This is a genomic window from Sulfurimonas sp. (genome assembly GCF_034005705.1).
Lineage (GTDB): Bacteria > Campylobacterota > Campylobacteria > Campylobacterales > Sulfurimonadaceae > Sulfurimonas.
The window spans coordinates 40,100-57,388 of sequence record NZ_JAVEUF010000003.1; the positions used below are offsets into that span (position 1 = coordinate 40,100).

A 17,289-nucleotide genomic window follows, 5' to 3' on the forward strand; every position below is an offset into this window, starting at 1 on the left:
TATATAAAAGTGTTAGTGATATATAAGTAAAATAAATCAAAACTTTAGAATGAAAAGGGTACAATTGAGACTAAACTATCATAGAGTAGAGTGAGAACTGCATGGGTATCCCTAACCAGACAAGACGAAATACGTTAATATTGACTTCGATCGTACTTGCAGCGGCGTGGGTCGTCGTTTATCTTTTTTTAAACTATCAAATAAGCAGTTCTGTAGAGAAGCAGTTTCAACGGGTTGCGGCGTCTGCCAAAAATCTTTTTGAAGTAAATCTTGAACATGACAAAATAGAGCTTGAACTGAGGCTTGATGAACTTATAGCTTCAAAAGGCCTCTCAAAAGCAGTATCAAGCAAAGATCATGAAAGCATAGCTTCGATAGTCTCCCCACTTTACAATGAGTTAAAACTCATTCAAAACTCCGTAAACATACTTACGTTTCGCACAAATGACGGTACAACTCTATTTCGTGCGCATAAACCTGAGTATTTCGGCGATAAGCTCAACGAAAAAAGAACCCTTATAACAGATACGAACACTATGCAGCGCTCATTCAGCGGTTTTGAAGTCGGCAATCTTGAGATGACATACCGCATAACAAAGCCTATCTTTTACAATGATGTTTATGTAGGAAACGTAGAGCTTGGAATATCTCCCGAGAATTTTTTGAAAAATCTAAACTCCATATTTGAAGCCGATATAGGTGTCGCCGTAAACAGATCTTTGATGGATGTTTTTATAAACAAAGGCGGAGTGGCAATAGGCGAGAACTACATCTATATAGGCGGAAGCGAAAATTTAAAAAGACACCTAAAGCATGAGCATAACGAGGACGTAGAGCTCTACAAAATAGATATGAGCATTCCTCTAAACAACCATCTATCCAAAACATTGGGATATCTAGTTGTTGGGTTCGATATGTCGGCAGTTGCAAAAAAAGATAGAGAGTTTATGCAGCATCTCTTCTTTATGATTGTCGTGATCATGCTAATTTTGGGGGCAATTCACCATATCGGTTTTAACAAGATGCTTGAATACTTCTCCAAACAGGTCTACACAGACCATTTGACAACTCTTTTGAACAGGCATGCGCTCAACGACAATCTGCTCTCTTTAGAAAACAAGGTGCTTATCCTCAGCAATATAAAAGAGTTCAGCCTTATTAACGAAATATACGGCGTTGATGTTGGTAACGAGATACTTGTCAGAGTTGCGGAAGCGTTTGACGATTTTGCGAAGAAGTATGGCTTTGATGCATACAGGATATCTTCGGATGAGTTCGTTCTGCTTAAAAAAGAGGATAGTTTTGAGGGGGATGAGTACTGTAAGATCATCGAGGAGCTTCACAACAAGCTAAACTCTCTAAAAATATTTGTAGTAGGGGTGGATGAGGCTATTACCATTGAGATATATTCGGGTATAGCGTTTAACGACAAGCACCCGCTTGAAGATGCTCAGATGGCTATTAAAAAGGCTAAAAAACAGTCTCTGCCTTATCTGATGTATTCACAGAAAGTCGATACAAAAGAGTATTCACAAAACGTTATGAGGGTTAAGCGGTGCGTAAAATATGCGCTGGAGCACAAAAACGTCATTCCCTTTTTTCAGCCCATAACAAACAGGGACGGAGTAGTTATAAAGTACGAAGCTCTGGTTAGAATAGTGGAGTTTGACGGCGGCGAGAAAAAGATACTGCCACCGTGCGACTTTTTGGACATATCTATGAACAGCGGCCTATATATACAGATAGCAAAAGAGATGCTGGTTCAGAGCCTCTCGTTTTTTGCAAAAAGAGGCGAGAAGATATCAATAAACTTCCTGCCTAACGACTTTTTTAATACTTCTATGATGGATACTTTGATGGAGCAGATAAAACAGTTTGACTCTCCAAGCAGAGTGGTTGTAGAGATAACCGAACAAGAGGGTGTAGAGAACTTCAAGATGCTTAGAAGAGTAGTTGAAAAGCTTCGTGAGATGGGTGTGCAGATTGCCATAGATGATTTTGGAAGCGGCTATGCAAACTATGCGCATATTTTGGAGATCAAGCCCGATTATCTAAAGATCGACGGTTCTTTGATACAAAATATATTGACAGAGAGTGATTCTCAAATCTTGGTAAAGAGCATAATCCGCTTTGCACGGGAGTTAAATATAACTACCGTCGCGGAGTTTGTTGAAAATGAAGAGATATTTGAACTCCTCAAAGAGTACGGCGTAGATGAGTTTCAGGGATACTATTTTGGACGTCCGACCGACCTCTGTTCTATCGTCACCCCTTTACCCCGTCAGCCCGAGGAGCTGTTAAAAATTTGAAAAATAGCTTTATATAGATGATAAACGGAAGCGTCCATATAAGCGATGAGTAAAGATAGAGCTCACCTGAATAGCTCTCAAGAAACGGTATAGATCCTCTCATAAGAGTTGCAACAACCACTGCTGCGACCATAGAGTGCGTATAGATGTTTGACGTCAGATGGCGTCCCGTATGTATCCAGCTAATGATCATCATGACCATAACGTATGAGAGACCGATGCCACCGCTTGTTATAAAGTGTCTGAAGTGGCTTAGATTATGCGTCTCTTCGGCTAAAATAGCCCACCCCATTAAAGCGTAACCAGCTGCGATCAAGATGAAAATCAGAGCCAGATAGATAACGTACGGCTGACCAAGTATAAATTTATCTTTTAAGATATAGTCGTTTGTTACCGCCAAAACAGCAGCTCCCACGGCAAGCCCGATCCACCCCAGAGCGGAGTTTGCAGGGTATAAAAACTCTGCGACGCTAAAGAGGATGACACTAAAGACGGCGAGGTTTGTCAGCGGAGGACGTGAAACATACACGTCATCTATTCCCTTATCCTCCATCAGCTCATTTACTGCCTCCATATTGACACGTCTAAGTGCCAGAAGTATCAGCACAACGTGTCCCCCAAGAGCTATTTTGAGTATATCCATCGGTGGAGTGGAAGCGTGACCTGCCATAGAAGCGAAGAACCAAGCCTCTATGATCAAAAGAGCCAATAACGTATATCCCAGAGAGGCGTGTCTTTGAAGCTTGTCCAGAACCGCTCTTCTGCCAAACCAGATAAGCCAGCCAAGCATGGATAGGTTCAAGATAGCGGTCAAATAAACTCCCGTGACGTCGATGAGCCAGAAGCTTATGCGGCCTGCCACCCATAACAGTACCACATACTTCAACCTTTTGCCTATAAGCGGAACTAGCCCCGGAAAAAGCTCTGGAAGTCCTGTGCTTAAAAACGCTAATGCCCCTATGGTAAGTATTCCAAAGAGCATCTCGTAAACGTGCCAGACTAAAACATTGTCCATAAAGGGTATGTTTATGGCTCCGCTCCAGACAAGCCCCCAAAGAAGCATGGAGATTATCATATATGGAGCAAGAAGCAGAAATACCGGTCTGAAACCATATGCCAAGTACGCAGGCACATCCTTCTCGTCAGGGTAGTATAGATAGTGGTTCGTCGCGTGCAGTATCTGCGGTTTTTCTTCTTGGTTCATTATTTCAGCTCCAGCTCAAACGTGCTTATTATCTCTTCATCTTGGAGTATCTCGGCACTCTTTCCATATACATACTTGTCGTCTCTTTGATTTTGGATAAGGTCAAACCTGAATTTTTTCACTATATGTCCAGGATCGGCTTTAAGAAGAAGCATCTCATCGCTTAAGCGAATCGCCTCCATAAGATCGTGGGTTATAAATAGTATACTTATCTCTTTTTTGCTTATCATCTCAATAAGCACGCTTTGAAGCTCTTTTTTAAGACCTATATCAAGAGCTGAAAATGGCTCGTCCAAAAAGAGCAGGGAGGGTTTGACGACAAGCGCTCTTGCAAAAGAGACTCTCTGCTTCATACCGCCGCTGAGGTCTTTTGGAAACTTCTCAAAATCATCCTCTTCAAGTCCGAAGCGAAGCGCAATTTCTTGCGATCTTTTAACAGCGATCTCTTTTTTCTCGCCTTTGGCGATGAGTGCCAGAGCGATATTGTCTATGACGTTTTTCCACGGAAGAAGCCTAGCTTCCTGAAAAGCGAACGCACTGCTTGAGAAGGTGTTTGTCACACTTCCCTTTTGAACATCCAGAAGATCGGCGCATAAATGCAGAAGCGTTGTCTTTCCGCCCCCGCTGGGGCCTACTATCGAGAGGACTTCGCCTTTTTCGAGTGTAAAGTTTATATCTCTTAAGATCTCACTAAAACCAAAGTGGTGGTTTAGTTTTTTTACCTCTAGTCTCTCCACAGTTCAACCTCTCTTTTTATCGGCTCTAATATTATGTACTCGATGAACATAAGCGAAGCTATCATAATTACGACGATTGAGAGAGCCGTAGGGGTGTCAAGCTGGCTTCTCGCCACTGCCAAAGATGCGCCGATGCCATCACTAGTAGCTAAAAGCTCCGCCATGATGACTATCTTCCAAGCCATCCCAAGACCGCTTACCCATGCGGGAAAGACGTATGAGAAGATATGCGGAAAATAGACGTCAAAAAATCTCATATGCCACGGAAAATGAAAGCTCTGCGCCATCTCTTTTAAATCACCGTCAAGCGTGCGGGTTCCCTGAAGAGCCCCGACAAAGATGATAGGAAAAGAGGCGACGATAACCGTAAAAATAACGGTCTCATCACCCATACCGAACCAGATCATCGCCAAAACTATCCAGGCAATAGGAGGCATGCCAACAAGTATAGTTACTATCGGGCGGCTCATCATGGAAGCCGTTGCGAAAAAACCTGCAATAAGTCCAAGAGCGGTTCCTAAAAGAAGTGAGATGCCAAAGCCAATGCTCGAACGGTAAAGCGTCGTTTTTATCTCTGCTATGACAGCCTCGTCTTGAAGCATCAAATCCAGAGTTTTAAAGGTCTCAAGCGGAGACGGCAGAACCAGATCGCCGTAGAGTTGATTTCCCACATCCCAAAGTGCGATAAATAGGAGTATTGAGGCGAGCGCTCCCCATCCGCTCCAAAGAAACGCGGGAAAGTCTTTGAGAATTTTTAGAGCAAATTTCATCTGTTACAAGCCGTAGTAAAAACTGTTTTGGGGCAGTTTGTCGCCGATACTCTTAGGCTCTTCCTCTTTTAAGACGTTAAAGAAAAATTCCAAATCTTTTTTTGCTTCCGCTGCGCTTACGTTTTTAAGCCTTACATGGGAGATGGAGTCGCTTACTCCTTCGGCGTTTAACATATCAAGAGTTTTTACGACAAGTTCTCCAGCCTCTTTTGGGTTAGCCTTGTACCACTCAAGTGATTTTGCATACTCCTCTTTAAATCTTTTGATGAGATGCTCATCTTTAACGTGCCCCATAACTGCAATACCCGCTTCAGGAACATCGCCGGAAGTACCAAAGAGTCTGCCCCATTCATCTTGCAGATCGACGCTTCTGAACAAGTCAGGCGCGACCAGACTTACGGGAAACGATTTTGTTTTGCGTAGAGCTATGGAGATGGCAGGTTCAGCCAAAAGTGCATGGTCTACTCTTCTCATGATAAGCATCTGCATAGCATCCACTGGACTTGCCACATATAGAAGCTCAAAATCCTCTTTAGGGTTCAGCCCCTCTTTTTTTAGAAGCTGTTTAAAGACGATGTCGGGCATATCGGCGCGAAAAGGAACCGCTATTTTTTTGCCTTTAAACTCTTTAAGGCTTTTTAGCGAATCATCACGGCTTATCATTCCTAAAATACCCCAAACGGAGACGTTAAGAAGCCTTATGTCAACGCCTTTATTGTTCAGTATTGCCGCGGTGTTCGTAGGGATGGCTACGAAGTCAACATCCCCTTTAATGGTCATTGCACGAAGTTCGTCTGGATTTTTCCAAAGTTTGAACTCTACCTTGTCTGCAACATCGCTTAGCGCGTTTGTCTCTATCATATGCAAGATCGGGTGTGAAACGGAAGCAAAAGGACCGGAGACCACGATCTTGTCCAGTTTCTCGCCCGCAATAAGTGAGTTCGAGCCAAGTAGCAGCAGTGTAAAAACTGTAGAGATAAAACTTTTCATAATAAAAAATCCTCGTAAAATTATTTTGTATATTACTAACTATAATATTAATTATCATTGACTATAATCAAGTCAAAACATATAACCAAGTCTGACCATAAATCTCTCTTTTTCAAGAGGCTGATACTCTTTTAGATCATAATGCGCCAAAAATGAGAGACCTACGCCTACGTGAATCTTCGGTTTACCAAATGGCAAAAATTCAATCTGCGGCGTAATGTAAGCTGCCGTTCCGCTAAACGCCTTAAAAGGGAGCATTGAGCGAAGCGGTGCATTTGTGTCATCCCCCATGTCCGTCTTTGTATTGTACTTAATATTATACTCAACACCAATATTTAGTTTGCTTGTAACAGCTTTTGTCGTTGAGAGGTTCAGAGCGATCTCATCGCCGAAATCGTAGTTGTTGTGCGCTTTTGGTCTGTGCGTGTACATAGCGTGCGCATCCACTTCCCAGCTCTCATCCAGCATCTTTGTAGCTCCAAGCCCGAGCATATACTCAAACTCTCCCGTTCCCATCTGTGTAGGCATAGGAGTGTTTACGTCGTTTGCAATAGCAGGTGCTGTTTTAAATGAGCCGTTTGTAGAACCTGTTGGGAGTTTTACACCTGCATCAAAAGAGAGCTGATACGCAGCATCGCTCATAGGTACTAAAACGTGTCTTGCGGCCAAAACTATATCGCCTAGACCTTTGTTCTCTATGGCTACGTCATTTACACCGAGTCTAGCAGTAGCTTCGATATTTTTGTAAGGAATGATCGCGCTTATGGTCGTTTTGTTAGATAGCCCGTAGCTTAAAGCCACAGTGGTTATATTTGCAGTCGCATCAAGATTCTCTCTGTTTTGAACCTCGCTTGTCCCATCAAACATACTGTTTCTATCAAAATTTATATGCGTCATCGTCATCTTTAACTTCCCCTCAGGCAGAACTAAAGCGCCGCCTTTTGAGTTAATGGCAGGTATTACATCCGCACTTATAAGTATTGGGGCTAGTAAAAGTGATCCTATAAACAATTTTTTCATTTTTGTTTCCTTGTTTTATAATGATATTCATTCTCAATACGAAAGTGTATAGGAAGTTGCCTTAATCTAATATAAATATTGATAATTATTATCAAAGTAATTATTTTAAGAAGATTTCGATAAAATTTTGCCCATGAACAAAGAGCAATATATAAAAGCAGTAGAGCTTCTTAACCTCTACTCATACCACTACTACGTACTTGATGACCCGATGACTACCGATGAGGTTTACGACAAGCTTTACCATGAGGTTTTGGAGTATGAAGAGCGCCACTGTGAGGATATTCTGGCAAACTCTCCCACGCAAAGAGTGGGCGATGTCATCTCGGAAGGATTTTCAAAAGCTCCCCATCTTAGCCGAATGTGGAGTCTTGAGGATGTTTTTGACTCTGATGGACTGCAAAAGTGGCTCACTAAAACATACAAACTAGACAGCAACATCTCATTTTACTGCGAGCCGAAGTATGACGGTGCAAGCCTAAATCTTATCTATGAAGATGGCAAGCTCTCTCAAGGCATCACACGCGGAGATGGAAGTGTGGGTGAGCTTATAACCCAAAACGTAAAAACTATCCGCTCAATCCCGCTAACCATAGAGCATAAAGAGCGCATCGAGATTCGCGGTGAGGTTGTGCTTTACAAAGATGAGTTTGAGCGCATAAATCACGAGAGAGCCGCAAAGGGCGAGGCAGTTTTTGCAAACCCTAGAAATGCCGCGGCAGGTAGCCTAAGACAGCTTGATTCAAGTATAACCGCTTCAAGAAATTTGGTCTTTTTGCCTTACGGTGTCGGAGAGAACACTCTGGAGCATAAACTGCTCAGCGAAAAGATGGAGTACATCTACTCTCTTGGCTTTAAAAAACCGCCGCTTCGGGCTACATGTAAAGATTTTGACGAGATAGAAGCCGTATATGAAGAGATGAACCAAAACCGTGAGAGCTACGCGATGATGCTTGATGGTATGGTTATAAAAGTCAATGAAATTGCCGCTCAGATAGATATGGGTTACACTGTTAAAAACCCGCGTTTTTCTGTTGCTTACAAGTTTCCCGCAGTCGAGAAGATAACTACGCTAAAAGAGATAATCCTTCAGGTAGGACGTACGGGCGTGGTTACTCCTGTGGCCATTGTCGAGCCGACAAATATTGATGGTGTTATAGTCGAGCGCGCAACTCTGCACAATTTTGACGAGATAGATAGAAAAGATATCCGCATAAACGACAAGGTCATCATCCTTAGAAGCGGAGACGTTATACCAAAGATCATTAAGGTTTTAACTCACGAGAGAGACGGTAGCGAAGTTGAGGTTCAAAGACCTACAAATTGCCCCGTTTGCGGCAGCGAACTTTTGGATGAGGGCGTGCTTCTGAAGTGTCAAAACCTTACATGTGAAGCCAGAGTTACCAACTCTATCATCTATTTTGCCTCAAAACCGTGCTTAAATATCGACGGTTTGGGCAATAAAATAGTAGAGGCTCTCTTTGAATCGGGTTTGGTGAAGAGCGTAATCGATCTGTTTGATCTGACTCTAGAGAAGCTCTTAACGTTAGAGGGTTTCAAAGAGAAAAAAGCGCAAAATCTGCTTGCCTCACTTGAAGCCGCAAAAGGGTGTGACTACTGGCGGTTTGTAAACTCTTTGGGTATCGAGCATATCGGAGAGGTGGCGTCTAAAACTCTAAGTGCCCGTTTTGGAAGCTCTTTTATAGATGCCTCAAAAGATGAACTGGTAGCGTTAGAGGGTTTTGGTGAGGAGATGGCGGAGTCCGTTTTGGAGTTTGTTCGAGTAAACAGAGAGACTATCTTAGAGCTTCAAGAGATTTTGCGTCCTCTTGAACCAAAGCAGAGAGAAGAAGCAAAAGAGAACCCGTTTAAAGGCAAAAGTGTAGTTCTTACCGGAAGCATGAGCGAGTCAAGAGACGCCATAAAAGAGATGCTGCAAGCTCTGGGCGCAAAGGTGGTGAGTTCGGTATCTAAAAAGACGGACTTTGTCATCTACGGCGAAGATGCGGGAAGCAAATATGACAAAGCTGTGGATTTGGGTGTCGCGGTTCTTAGCGAGCAAGAGATGAGAGAAAAAATTGAGCAGGCTTGATAACTATCTGGTAGAAAACTCTCTGTGCGAGAGCAGAAACAAAGCGCAGACACTCATAAAAGAGGGGCTTGTAAGCGTAAACGGCGAACAGATCATTAAGGCATCGCATAAACTAAAAGAGAGTGACAAAGTGAGCGTAAAAGAGCATAAAGAGTATGTCTCACGCGCGGCTTTTAAACTGAGCGCTTTTTTGGAGGAGCTCTCTCTTGACGTAAATGGGATGAGCGCACTTGATATCGGCTCTTCAACAGGCGGTTTCACTCAGGTGTTGTTAGAGGGCGGAGCTGCAGAAGTAACGGCTGTGGATGTCGGACGAGATCAGCTGCATGCAAGCCTGAAAAACGATGAGAGAGTCCACTCATACGAGGGTTGCGACATAAGAGAGTTTGAGAGTGAGAAAGAGTTTGACATAGTGGTAAGTGATGTCGCTTTTATCTCTCTGCTTTACATTTTGGATGCAGTCGATAGACTCGCAAAAGATAAGATCATCCTGCTTTTCAAACCGCAGTTCGAGGTAGGGCGTGAGGCAAAGAGAGACAGAAACGGTGTCGTTACCGATGAAAAAGCGATACTTAACGCCATGATAAAGTTTGAGGATGCCTGCAGACTAAAAGGGTGGAAGCTTGTTCTGAAATCGCCTTCAAAACTCACGGGCAAAGAGGGCAATCTGGAGTACTGCTACTTTTTTGAGAAAGAAAACAGAGCATGATGCCCTTTAACAATCTTGGATTTGTCTTTAAACATTTCGGCTCCATTATATATTCCAAACCCATTTTAGAAGATCTGTGTCTGTTTTTGCAGGAATTTACCGATAAAGAGAGTGTTTTGGACATAGGTGCGGGTACAGGAGTGATGAGCGAGTTCGCCTACAGATGTAACGACAGATTGAAGTTTGTAGCCGTAGACCCAGCAGAGGGGATGCTCAAATACGCTCCGCCGTATCTGGAGACCCACATAGGAGCAGCAGAGGCTATGCCGTTTGAAGATGGCAGTTTTGATGCCGTCTTTATGGGAGAGTCGCTGCATCACTTTGACGATATAGATGCCGCACTTGGTGAAATTGTACGGGTGCTAAAAGAGGGCGGAAAGCTTTTTATATATGATTTTGACAGAGGCACCTTATTGGGCAAATGCGTCTGTTTTATGGAGAGAGTCTTCGGAGAACCTGCCAACTTCTATGAGCCTGCCGTACTCAAAGAGGAGCTTGAAAGTTACGGTTTTAGCGTAACTGTCATGAAACACGGATGGAGATATACCGTTAGCGCTAACCTATAAAAACATCAACTAATCTCCTCATTGAAATGAACATTTTTCGTGTTCGTTTATTTAGCAAATAACAAGTTAATCTATATATAATGTTCGTTAAATGAATAGTTATGACTTTGAGGGATCGGATGAAATTATTTAGCTACGTAATAACCCATGATTATGGTTTTGCACCCAATCCATTTGGTGGGGTTTTAACTCTGGCAACGTGCAAACCGGATATAAGAAAAAGTGCTTCTGTTGGCGATTGGATAATTGGTACAGGGTCATTAGTTGGGGTAGGAAATAATAGACTCATCTATGCAGGTTTAATTAGTGAGGTTACTACTATTGAGTCGTATGGCTCAGATTATAGGTATGAAATAAAGATCCCTAACAGTGAAACTTCTAATGGGCGTAAGGGAGATAATATCTATTTCATTACTGAGGAAGGTGGATGGGAGCAAAGAAGAAACCCATTTCATGGTGAGGACGAAATAGATAGGGATTTGAAAGGCAAAAACGTATTAGTTTGTGAGTCATTTTGGTATTTTGGTGATAATGCACCATTAATTCCAGATGAGTTTTCTATCCTTGTTAAAAAGGGACCCAAGCACAAAATCAATGAAGACAGTGAAATTGTTTCAAAATTTATTGAATGGGTTTTCCAGTTTAGAATGGGCATACAAGGTCAGCCATCGAGTAGAAAAATGGCATAACACCCGCAGTGAGTGGCACACCGCTCTGACCTGCCGCTCAACGCGGGCGTTATATCCAAGAAACCACATTTTTGGAAATTTGAATATGCCTATTTATGAAAGTTAATCGGTAAATTTAAATTAAGGACTATTAAGGAAATTATTGAATAGTTTTATTTAATCATAAAATATACATCATTTTGCTAGAATGGTGTATATTTTAAATATTGGAGTTTATTATGTTGGCTTTAAAACAGGAACAACTTTTTGAAGAGATAGATATTTTACCAATAGATTTAAAGACTGAAATCGTAGATAAAATATTGGCTAGTATTACACCGTTAAATAGTGAAGTAGATAAGCTATGGGTTAAAGAAGCCAACAAAAGAAAAGAAGAAATTGAATCAGATTCCGTTACATTAGTTGATGGAGATGAAGTTTTCAAAAAAATATCTAAAAGACTCCACTAATAAATGACCTACTCTTTCCACCCGGATGCTGAACTTGAATTAAATGCTTCGGTTGATTATTATCAAGAGTGCAAAGATGGACTCGGAGCAGAATTTGCGTATGAAGTTCAAAAAACAATCCAAAGAATTTTAGAATTTCCAACTGCTTGGCAAAAGCTAGATGGAGAGATAAGAAGATGTTTAACAAATAGATTTCCGTTTGGGATAATCTACTATAAAAGAGATAATGAAGTTATTATTTTAGCTGTTATGCAGCTTCATAGAAAACCAAACTACTGGAAAGACAGAAGCTAACCACGGAGAGAAAAAATGAACAGTTTTGCAGTAGATGTCGTCGGTATCGTAGGTGTGGCAATGGTTTTGGCAACATATTTTTTACTGCAGAGTGAAAAAATAGACGCCAAAGGCTTTTTGTACTCGTTTCTTAACTTTTTAGGCGCGCTGCTTATTGTCTATTCACTCTTGTATAACTGGAATCTTGCCTCTTTTATCATAGAGATTGTTTGGGTTTTGATAAGTCTTTACGGGCTTCGTAAGTGGTATAGAAGCAAAAGACAGCAAAGCGATAACTAAGTATATATTACTAGAAAGATGGAACAAGAGTTGAGTACTTTTCTTTAATGATAAAATATATGGCATTTTGATAGAATACCGCATATTTAAAATAAAAGTGAAATTTGTGTAATGAGTTACTGGAATTATAGAATTATCTTAAAAGAAGATAAGAGATTAAAAGCAAAATTATATCAGATACATGAAGTTTATTACTCAAAAAAAGGGAAAATAAAAGGCTGGACTGAAAATCCAGTGGCTCCATACGGCGAAACTAAAAAAGAACTAAAAAAAGAGCTTAAATATTTTCAAAATGCTTTAAAGCATCCAATTTTAAAAGAAAAGAAAAAAGGTAAAAAAACTATCTTGGTGGAAAAGAAAAAGATATGAAAAACAGCACATCCATAGCCATAGGCGGTTTTGACGGGATGCACATCGGACATCAGCAGCTTTTTGGAGCGTTGGATGAGAATAGCACTATTGTCGTTATTGAGACTGGTTATGCAAACCTTACTCCAAAAAAGGAGCGCGAGCACTTTTCGCATCATCCTATCATCTACCTTGAACTTGACGATATCCGTCACTTGAGCGGGGAGGAGTTTATACTCTTTTTAAAAGAGAAGTTCCCAAAACTACAAAAGATAGTCGTCGGGTATGACTTTCACTTTGGAAAAAATAGAAAATACTCCTTCAATGACCTAAAAACTTTATTCGACGGAGAGGTAGTAGTTATCGATGAGGTGACTCTGCACGGAGATTCCGTTCATTCGCATAAGATAAGAGCAAAACTTCAGATCGGAGATATTGAGGGAGCCAACGCTTTTTTAGGGCATAATTACACTATCAAAGGCAGAGTGGTTTCAGGTCAGGGTATAGGCAAAAAAGAGCTCGTTGCTACTATAAACATAGAGGCAAAAGAGTTTTTGATGCCAAAAGAGGGCGTTTACGCAACACTCACACGCATAGACGATGAGGAGCATTTTCATCCATCTGTCTCGTTTGTAGGGCACAGAGTGACAACGGACGGAAGTTTTGCCGTAGAGAGCCACATACTTGACGGCGAAGTCTCATGCAAAGAGCGCGCACGCATCAGTTTTGTTAACTTTATCAGAGAGAACAAAAAATTCGACTCGCTAGACGAGTTAAGAAAAGCTATAAAAAAAGATATAGCGATCGCTTCAAAGGAGCTAAAATTTCTACAATTATAAAAGAACTGGACAGAGAGTATCTCTACTCCACGCAGGATATCGACTTTAAATTTTACCAAAACGAGAAGGATTTCGTAGTCGATGAGATCCCTATGGGCGAGTTTTTAGGCAGAGGAAACTACCTCATACTAAAGGTGCAAAAAGTTGAACTTACAACTTGGGATATGATAGCAATCTTCGCGGAGTATTTGGCCATTCCCGCTCAAAAGATAGGTTACGCAGGACTTAAGGACAAACATGCGACGACGACGCAGTATCTCTCGGTTGAGACAAAATATGAGGCTCTGCTTAAGAAGTTTCATCACAATCAGATAAAGATACTAAGCACCACAAGGCACTCTCACTCCATAAGAATGGGAGATCTTGCAGGAAACAGATTTAGCATAAATCTTTACGAGCTTGATGCGATCGATGCGGGCAAGATAGAAAAAGTTGCCAGAAAAATAGCTAAAAGCGGACTTCCGAACTATTTTGGCTACCAAAGGTTCGGGCGCGATGCAGGAAGCATAGAGCAGGCCAGAGAGATGATAAAAGGCGAGCTCTTTATAGAGGATGCAAAGCTTAAGAGCTTTTTGATCTCTGTTTATCAGAGCTACTACTTCAACGAGTGGTTAAGAGAGAGGGTGATTCTTAGCAAAGAGAGCGGTTCTTCAGAGTTCGTGCTTCTAAGCGGTGACGTATTCGTATCAAAAGATGGCAAGCTCTCAACTCCAAAGCTGATCCCTTCAAAGGAGTTTGCGGCAAAGAAGATCGTCCCAACCGGACTTCTTTGCGGCAGAGACACATTCCGCGCTAAATATGATGCGGCAGAGATAGAAAAAAAATATGACGATGAGTTTTTGCAGGAGAAGGGTCAAAGGCGCGAAGCCCTTGTTTATCCAAGTGATATCGACTGCAAATACGTTAAAAAAGAGACAATGCTAAATATATCTTTTACGATGCCAAAAGGCTCTTACGCAACAGTTTTTCTAGAGAGCATCGCAGGGAAAAACTATAGTGCTAAAGATGTAAAAAGAGACAAAAAGAGCAAAAAAAGGTAGAGATTTTTTTTAATATTATAAAAGTTTAATTAAATCTTTACTATAATCACACAATTTTTACGAGACAGGGAGTACACCTATGGGTGAATTGTTCACATTTTTCGGTCTAATTTCTCACGATAAGACTTTTATCTATATGACGCACATGCTGCTTTCGGCAGGTATCGCTTTAGTGCTTGTCAAGATGGCTATGTCAAACTTAAAAATGGTTCCGACTGGAACTCAAAACGTAATGGAAGCGTATATCTCAGGCGTTCTTAAAATGGGAACGGACGTAATGGGTCAAGAGAATGCACGCCGTTATCTTCCTCTTGTTGCGACTATCGGTCTGTTCGTAGGTATCGCAAACTTAATAGGTGTTATACCTGGTTTTGAAGCTCCTACGGCATTTTTGGAGTTTGCATTTACACTTGCTCTTTCGGTATTTATCTACTATAACTATGAGGGTATTCGCCGTCAAGGTGTTATCAAGTACTTCAAGCACTTCCTTGGTCCTGTTTGGTGGTTATACTGGTTGATGTTCCCGATCGAGATCGTTTCTCACTTCTCTCGTCTGGTATCTCTTAGCTTCCGTCTTTTTGGTAACGTTAAGGGTGACGATATGTTCTTGATGGTAATCCTTATGCTTGCTCCATGGGTTCTTCCATTGATCCCTTTTGCTCTTCTTACATTTATGGCGTTCCTTCAAGCATTCATCTTCATGATGCTTACGTACGTTTACCTAGGCGGAGCGATAGCTGTTGACGATCACTAACGGCTAAACAACCATGCAAAAAGAGAAATTCGACAGAATTATTAGCTTTTTGCTTGGAGCATCGTGGGCGGTTGTCATCTTCGGTGCTCTTATAACTTTTCAACTCTTCTCTTTTTTAGGCTTTTCACTCGCTCTTTTTATCACTATAACCTTTATAGTTATCTCATTTTTCCTCATCTTGACATTAGATGCTTTTGTCGTGAACAGAGACAGGCTTGAAGAGGCAAAAAAACAGACTAAGCTTTTAGAAAAACTCTACTCTAAACATACAAAATAGCTTCTATGAACAAGCAGCTCTCTCTTATATTTACACTGGTTTTAGTACTTCTGTACCTCTTTTTTGAGAGTGATCTGACCATCGATCAGGAGCCGCAAAGTGTTAAAAAAGACGAAAAATATTACCAGAGTAAAATGTGCAGCGAGTTCGGCGGCGAAACTGAGTACGTTTTGTTTGACAGGACAAGGGTAGACTGCCTGAGCGGCGAGTATGCAATAGAGGTAGATTTTGCCAAAAAATGGGCAGAGGGAGTAGGGCAGTCGCTCTACTACGCCGATGTTACAGGCAAAAAACCCGCTATCGGGCTTATTGTCGGAGAGGGTGATGAGAAGTACCTCAAAAGAGTTCAGAGAGTTGCTGATAAGTTTGATATTAAGATCATTGTTTTAGAGAAGTAGTAGGACAATTTTTAGGAGTCACCGCAGTTTATAAAACTTCAAAGCATTAATTGGGTAAAATCCAAGACAATATTATAATTTTTTATCAAGGAAAACTATGTTCGAAGTAGTTATCGGTCTAGAAGTCCACGTCCAGCTAAATACAAAAACTAAACTTTTTTGCTCATGTCCTACGAGCTTTAATCACAGGCAAAACACAAACACATGTCCGACGTGCCTTGCACTTCCGGGAGCGCTTCCGGTTCTTAACAAAGAGGTGCTTCACAAGTCGGTTATGTTTGGCACGGCGATAGAGGCGACAATAAATCAGACATCATATTTTGACAGAAAAAGCTACTTTTACCCCGACAGCCCATCTGCTTACCAGATCACACAGCTCTACACTCCGATAGTCGAACACGGAAAACTCCGCATAGATTTCGAAGACGGCACGCATAAGATCATACGCATAAACCGCGCGCATATTGAAGCGGACGCAGGGAAGAATATTCATGACGGTCCTATATCAAAGGTTGATTTGAATCGTGCGGGAACGCCGCTTTTGGAGATAGTAAGCGAGCCTGATCTAAGAAGCGCTGAAGAGGTTACCCTCTATCTTAAAAAGCTCCACTCCATTATCCGCTACCTTGATATCGGCGATGCAAATATGCAAGAGGGAAGCTTCCGTGTTGACGTAAACGTCTCCATCCGCCCTAAAGGCGATGAGAAGCTCTACACACGCGTGGAGATAAAGAACATCAACAGTTTTAAGTTTATTCAAAAAGCGATCGAGGTAGAAGTTCAACGTCAAAGTGAAGCTTGGGAAGACGGTGTTTATGATGATGAGATAGTCCAGGAGACAAGGCTTTTTGATCAGGTAAAGCTGGAGACTCGTTCAATGCGCGGTAAAGAGGAGGCGGCAGATTACCGCTACTTCCCTGAACCCGATCTGCTAAAAGCAGTAGTGAGTGATGAGATGATGGAGGAGTTTAGCAAGATCCCTGAGCTTCCTGACGAGAAGATGGAGCGTTTTGTAAAAGATTACGGCATGAGCGAGTATAACGCCATGGTTGTTACATCTTCGCTGGAGATGGCGCACTTCTTTGAGAGAATGATGGAAGAGGGCATAAGCGCTAAAAATGCTCTCACGTGGCTTACAGTCGAGCTTCAGGGCAGATTCAAAGGGGAGGTCAATATCTCAAACTCTCCTATTGATGCCAAAAAACTTGGATTTTTGGTAAAAAGAATAGAGGACGGTACGATAAGCGGAAAAGCTGCAAAAGAGGTGTTAGACTATCTTTTAGAAAAAGGCGGAGAAGTGGATGACGCCATTGATACGCTTGGACTCAAACAGGTAAGCGATACGGGTGCGATAGAAGCTATCTGTGATGCGATCATAAATGCGAATCAAGACAAAGTAGCAGAGTACAAAAGCGGAAAAGATAAGCTTTTTGGCTTCTTCGTAGGGCAGGTAATGAAAGAGTCCAAAGGGAGCGCGAACCCTGCAACCGTCAACGAGATACTAAAAGCAAAGTTGGGATAGCAT

The 17,289-nt window shown here is 41.7% G+C and carries 20 protein-coding genes; 15 read left to right on the forward strand and 5 right to left on the reverse strand.

The genetic code is table 11. The features are described from left to right. Positions 1–101 precede the first annotated feature (101 nt). The gene (locus RBR61_RS02875) at positions 102–2,309 is read left to right on the forward strand and encodes an EAL domain-containing protein (protein WP_320342003.1); all 2,208 of its coding nucleotides are present in this window, start codon (positions 102–104) and stop codon (positions 2,307–2,309) included. On the opposite strand, the gene RBR61_RS02880 is transcribed toward RBR61_RS02875, so the two are convergent. The 5 genes from RBR61_RS02880 to RBR61_RS02900 all read right to left on the reverse strand — a co-directional run bounded on the left by RBR61_RS02880 (position 2,266) and on the right by RBR61_RS02900 (position 7,030). Then, complete coding sequence (locus RBR61_RS02880; protein ID WP_320342004.1) at positions 2,266–3,513, reverse strand: NnrS family protein; 1,248 nt, start codon at positions 3,511–3,513, stop codon at positions 2,266–2,268. The genes RBR61_RS02875 and RBR61_RS02880 overlap by 44 nt on opposite strands. Beyond that, a complete protein-coding gene (locus RBR61_RS02885; protein ID WP_320342005.1) occupies positions 3,513–4,250 on the reverse strand; it encodes an ATP-binding cassette domain-containing protein in 738 nt (245 codons plus the stop codon). Before RBR61_RS02885 ends, RBR61_RS02880 begins: the two co-directional genes overlap by 1 nt. Beyond that, on the reverse strand, positions 4,238–5,020 hold the full coding sequence (locus RBR61_RS02890) for an ABC transporter permease (RefSeq protein ID WP_320342006.1): 783 nt from the start codon (positions 5,018–5,020) through the stop codon (positions 4,238–4,240). Before RBR61_RS02890 ends, RBR61_RS02885 begins: the two co-directional genes overlap by 13 nt. A gap of 3 nt (positions 5,021–5,023) precedes the next feature. Continuing rightward, entirely contained in the window at positions 5,024–6,010 is a 987-nt protein-coding gene (locus tag RBR61_RS02895) for a PhnD/SsuA/transferrin family substrate-binding protein (protein WP_320342007.1), read from the reverse strand. Positions 6,011–6,082: 72 nt separating this feature from the next. After that, a complete protein-coding gene (locus tag RBR61_RS02900; protein ID WP_320342008.1) occupies positions 6,083–7,030 on the reverse strand; it encodes a transporter in 948 nt (315 codons plus the stop codon). Positions 7,031–7,163: 133 nt separating this feature from the next. On the opposite strand from RBR61_RS02900, the gene ligA reads away from it, so the two are divergent. From ligA to gatB, 14 genes are all read left to right on the forward strand, one after another. Continuing rightward, positions 7,164–9,122, forward strand: a complete 1,959-nt coding sequence (gene ligA / locus RBR61_RS02905) for an NAD-dependent DNA ligase LigA (protein ID WP_320342009.1) — start codon at positions 7,164–7,166, stop codon at positions 9,120–9,122. Continuing rightward, positions 9,109–9,831, forward strand: coding sequence for a TlyA family RNA methyltransferase (locus tag RBR61_RS02910; protein WP_320342010.1), 723 nt, complete (start codon positions 9,109–9,111; stop codon positions 9,829–9,831). Before ligA ends, RBR61_RS02910 begins: the two co-directional genes overlap by 14 nt. Then, positions 9,828–10,397: a class I SAM-dependent methyltransferase gene (locus RBR61_RS02915; RefSeq protein ID WP_320342011.1), complete on the forward strand. Its 570-nt coding sequence runs from the start codon at positions 9,828–9,830 to the stop codon at positions 10,395–10,397. The genes RBR61_RS02910 and RBR61_RS02915 overlap by 4 nt, the downstream gene beginning before the upstream one ends. A gap of 119 nt (positions 10,398–10,516) precedes the next feature. Further along, complete coding sequence (locus RBR61_RS02920) at positions 10,517–11,086, forward strand: hypothetical protein (protein ID WP_320342012.1); 570 nt, start codon at positions 10,517–10,519, stop codon at positions 11,084–11,086. 218 nt (positions 11,087–11,304) lie between these two features. Next, a complete protein-coding gene (locus RBR61_RS02925; RefSeq protein WP_320342013.1) occupies positions 11,305–11,535 on the forward strand; it encodes an addiction module protein in 231 nt (76 codons plus the stop codon). 3 nt (positions 11,536–11,538) lie between these two features. Beyond that, the gene (locus RBR61_RS02930) at positions 11,539–11,829 is read left to right on the forward strand and encodes a type II toxin-antitoxin system RelE/ParE family toxin (RefSeq protein ID WP_320342014.1); all 291 of its coding nucleotides are present in this window, start codon (positions 11,539–11,541) and stop codon (positions 11,827–11,829) included. Between the two features lie 15 nt (positions 11,830–11,844). Then, on the forward strand, positions 11,845–12,108 hold the full coding sequence (locus tag RBR61_RS02935; protein ID WP_320342015.1) for a hypothetical protein: 264 nt from the start codon (positions 11,845–11,847) through the stop codon (positions 12,106–12,108). Positions 12,109–12,219: 111 nt separating this feature from the next. Beyond that, the gene (locus RBR61_RS02940) at positions 12,220–12,477 is read left to right on the forward strand and encodes a hypothetical protein (protein ID WP_320342016.1); all 258 of its coding nucleotides are present in this window, start codon (positions 12,220–12,222) and stop codon (positions 12,475–12,477) included. Continuing rightward, positions 12,474–13,295: a bifunctional riboflavin kinase/FAD synthetase gene (locus RBR61_RS02945; protein ID WP_320342017.1), complete on the forward strand. Its 822-nt coding sequence runs from the start codon at positions 12,474–12,476 to the stop codon at positions 13,293–13,295. The genes RBR61_RS02940 and RBR61_RS02945 overlap by 4 nt, the downstream gene beginning before the upstream one ends. 5 nt (positions 13,296–13,300) lie before the next feature. Continuing rightward, a complete protein-coding gene (locus tag RBR61_RS02950; protein WP_320342155.1) occupies positions 13,301–14,335 on the forward strand; it encodes a tRNA pseudouridine(13) synthase TruD in 1,035 nt (344 codons plus the stop codon). 79 nt (positions 14,336–14,414) lie between these two features. Then, entirely contained in the window at positions 14,415–15,089 is a 675-nt protein-coding gene (locus RBR61_RS02955; RefSeq protein ID WP_320342018.1) for a F0F1 ATP synthase subunit A, read from the forward strand. A gap of 13 nt (positions 15,090–15,102) precedes the next feature. Beyond that, a complete protein-coding gene (locus tag RBR61_RS02960) occupies positions 15,103–15,366 on the forward strand; it encodes a hypothetical protein (protein WP_320342019.1) in 264 nt (87 codons plus the stop codon). A gap of 5 nt (positions 15,367–15,371) precedes the next feature. Beyond that, positions 15,372–15,764 carry a hypothetical protein gene (locus RBR61_RS02965; protein ID WP_320342020.1) on the forward strand — a complete coding sequence of 131 codons (393 nt, stop codon included), beginning with the start codon at positions 15,372–15,374 and terminating at the stop codon, positions 15,762–15,764. A gap of 97 nt (positions 15,765–15,861) precedes the next feature. Continuing rightward, the gene (gene gatB / locus RBR61_RS02970; RefSeq protein WP_320342021.1) at positions 15,862–17,286 is read left to right on the forward strand and encodes an Asp-tRNA(Asn)/Glu-tRNA(Gln) amidotransferase subunit GatB; all 1,425 of its coding nucleotides are present in this window, start codon (positions 15,862–15,864) and stop codon (positions 17,284–17,286) included. Positions 17,287–17,289: the final 3 nt, after the last annotated feature.

Coding starts and splice junctions, on each gene's coding strand:
- RBR61_RS02875 (WP_320342003.1), top strand. CDS start 102: ATGGGTATCCCTAACCAGACAAGACGAAATACGTTAATATTGACTTCG.
- RBR61_RS02880 (WP_320342004.1), bottom strand. CDS start 3,513: ATGAACCAAGAAGAAAAACCGCAGATACTGCACGCGACGAACCACTAT.
- RBR61_RS02890 (WP_320342006.1), bottom strand. CDS start 5,020: ATGAAATTTGCTCTAAAAATTCTCAAAGACTTTCCCGCGTTTCTTTGG.
- RBR61_RS02895 (WP_320342007.1), bottom strand. CDS start 6,010: ATGAAAAGTTTTATCTCTACAGTTTTTACACTGCTGCTACTTGGCTCG.
- RBR61_RS02900 (WP_320342008.1), bottom strand. CDS start 7,030: ATGAAAAAATTGTTTATAGGATCACTTTTACTAGCCCCAATACTTATA.
- ligA (WP_320342009.1), top strand. CDS start 7,164: ATGAACAAAGAGCAATATATAAAAGCAGTAGAGCTTCTTAACCTCTAC.
- RBR61_RS02915 (WP_320342011.1), top strand. CDS start 9,828: ATGATGCCCTTTAACAATCTTGGATTTGTCTTTAAACATTTCGGCTCC.
- RBR61_RS02920 (WP_320342012.1), top strand. CDS start 10,517: ATGAAATTATTTAGCTACGTAATAACCCATGATTATGGTTTTGCACCC.
- RBR61_RS02925 (WP_320342013.1), top strand. CDS start 11,305: ATGTTGGCTTTAAAACAGGAACAACTTTTTGAAGAGATAGATATTTTA.
- RBR61_RS02930 (WP_320342014.1), top strand. CDS start 11,539: ATGACCTACTCTTTCCACCCGGATGCTGAACTTGAATTAAATGCTTCG.
- RBR61_RS02935 (WP_320342015.1), top strand. CDS start 11,845: ATGAACAGTTTTGCAGTAGATGTCGTCGGTATCGTAGGTGTGGCAATG.
- RBR61_RS02940 (WP_320342016.1), top strand. CDS start 12,220: ATGAGTTACTGGAATTATAGAATTATCTTAAAAGAAGATAAGAGATTA.
- RBR61_RS02945 (WP_320342017.1), top strand. CDS start 12,474: ATGAAAAACAGCACATCCATAGCCATAGGCGGTTTTGACGGGATGCAC.
- RBR61_RS02955 (WP_320342018.1), top strand. CDS start 14,415: ATGGGTGAATTGTTCACATTTTTCGGTCTAATTTCTCACGATAAGACT.
- RBR61_RS02960 (WP_320342019.1), top strand. CDS start 15,103: ATGCAAAAAGAGAAATTCGACAGAATTATTAGCTTTTTGCTTGGAGCA.
- RBR61_RS02965 (WP_320342020.1), top strand. CDS start 15,372: ATGAACAAGCAGCTCTCTCTTATATTTACACTGGTTTTAGTACTTCTG.
- gatB (WP_320342021.1), top strand. CDS start 15,862: ATGTTCGAAGTAGTTATCGGTCTAGAAGTCCACGTCCAGCTAAATACA.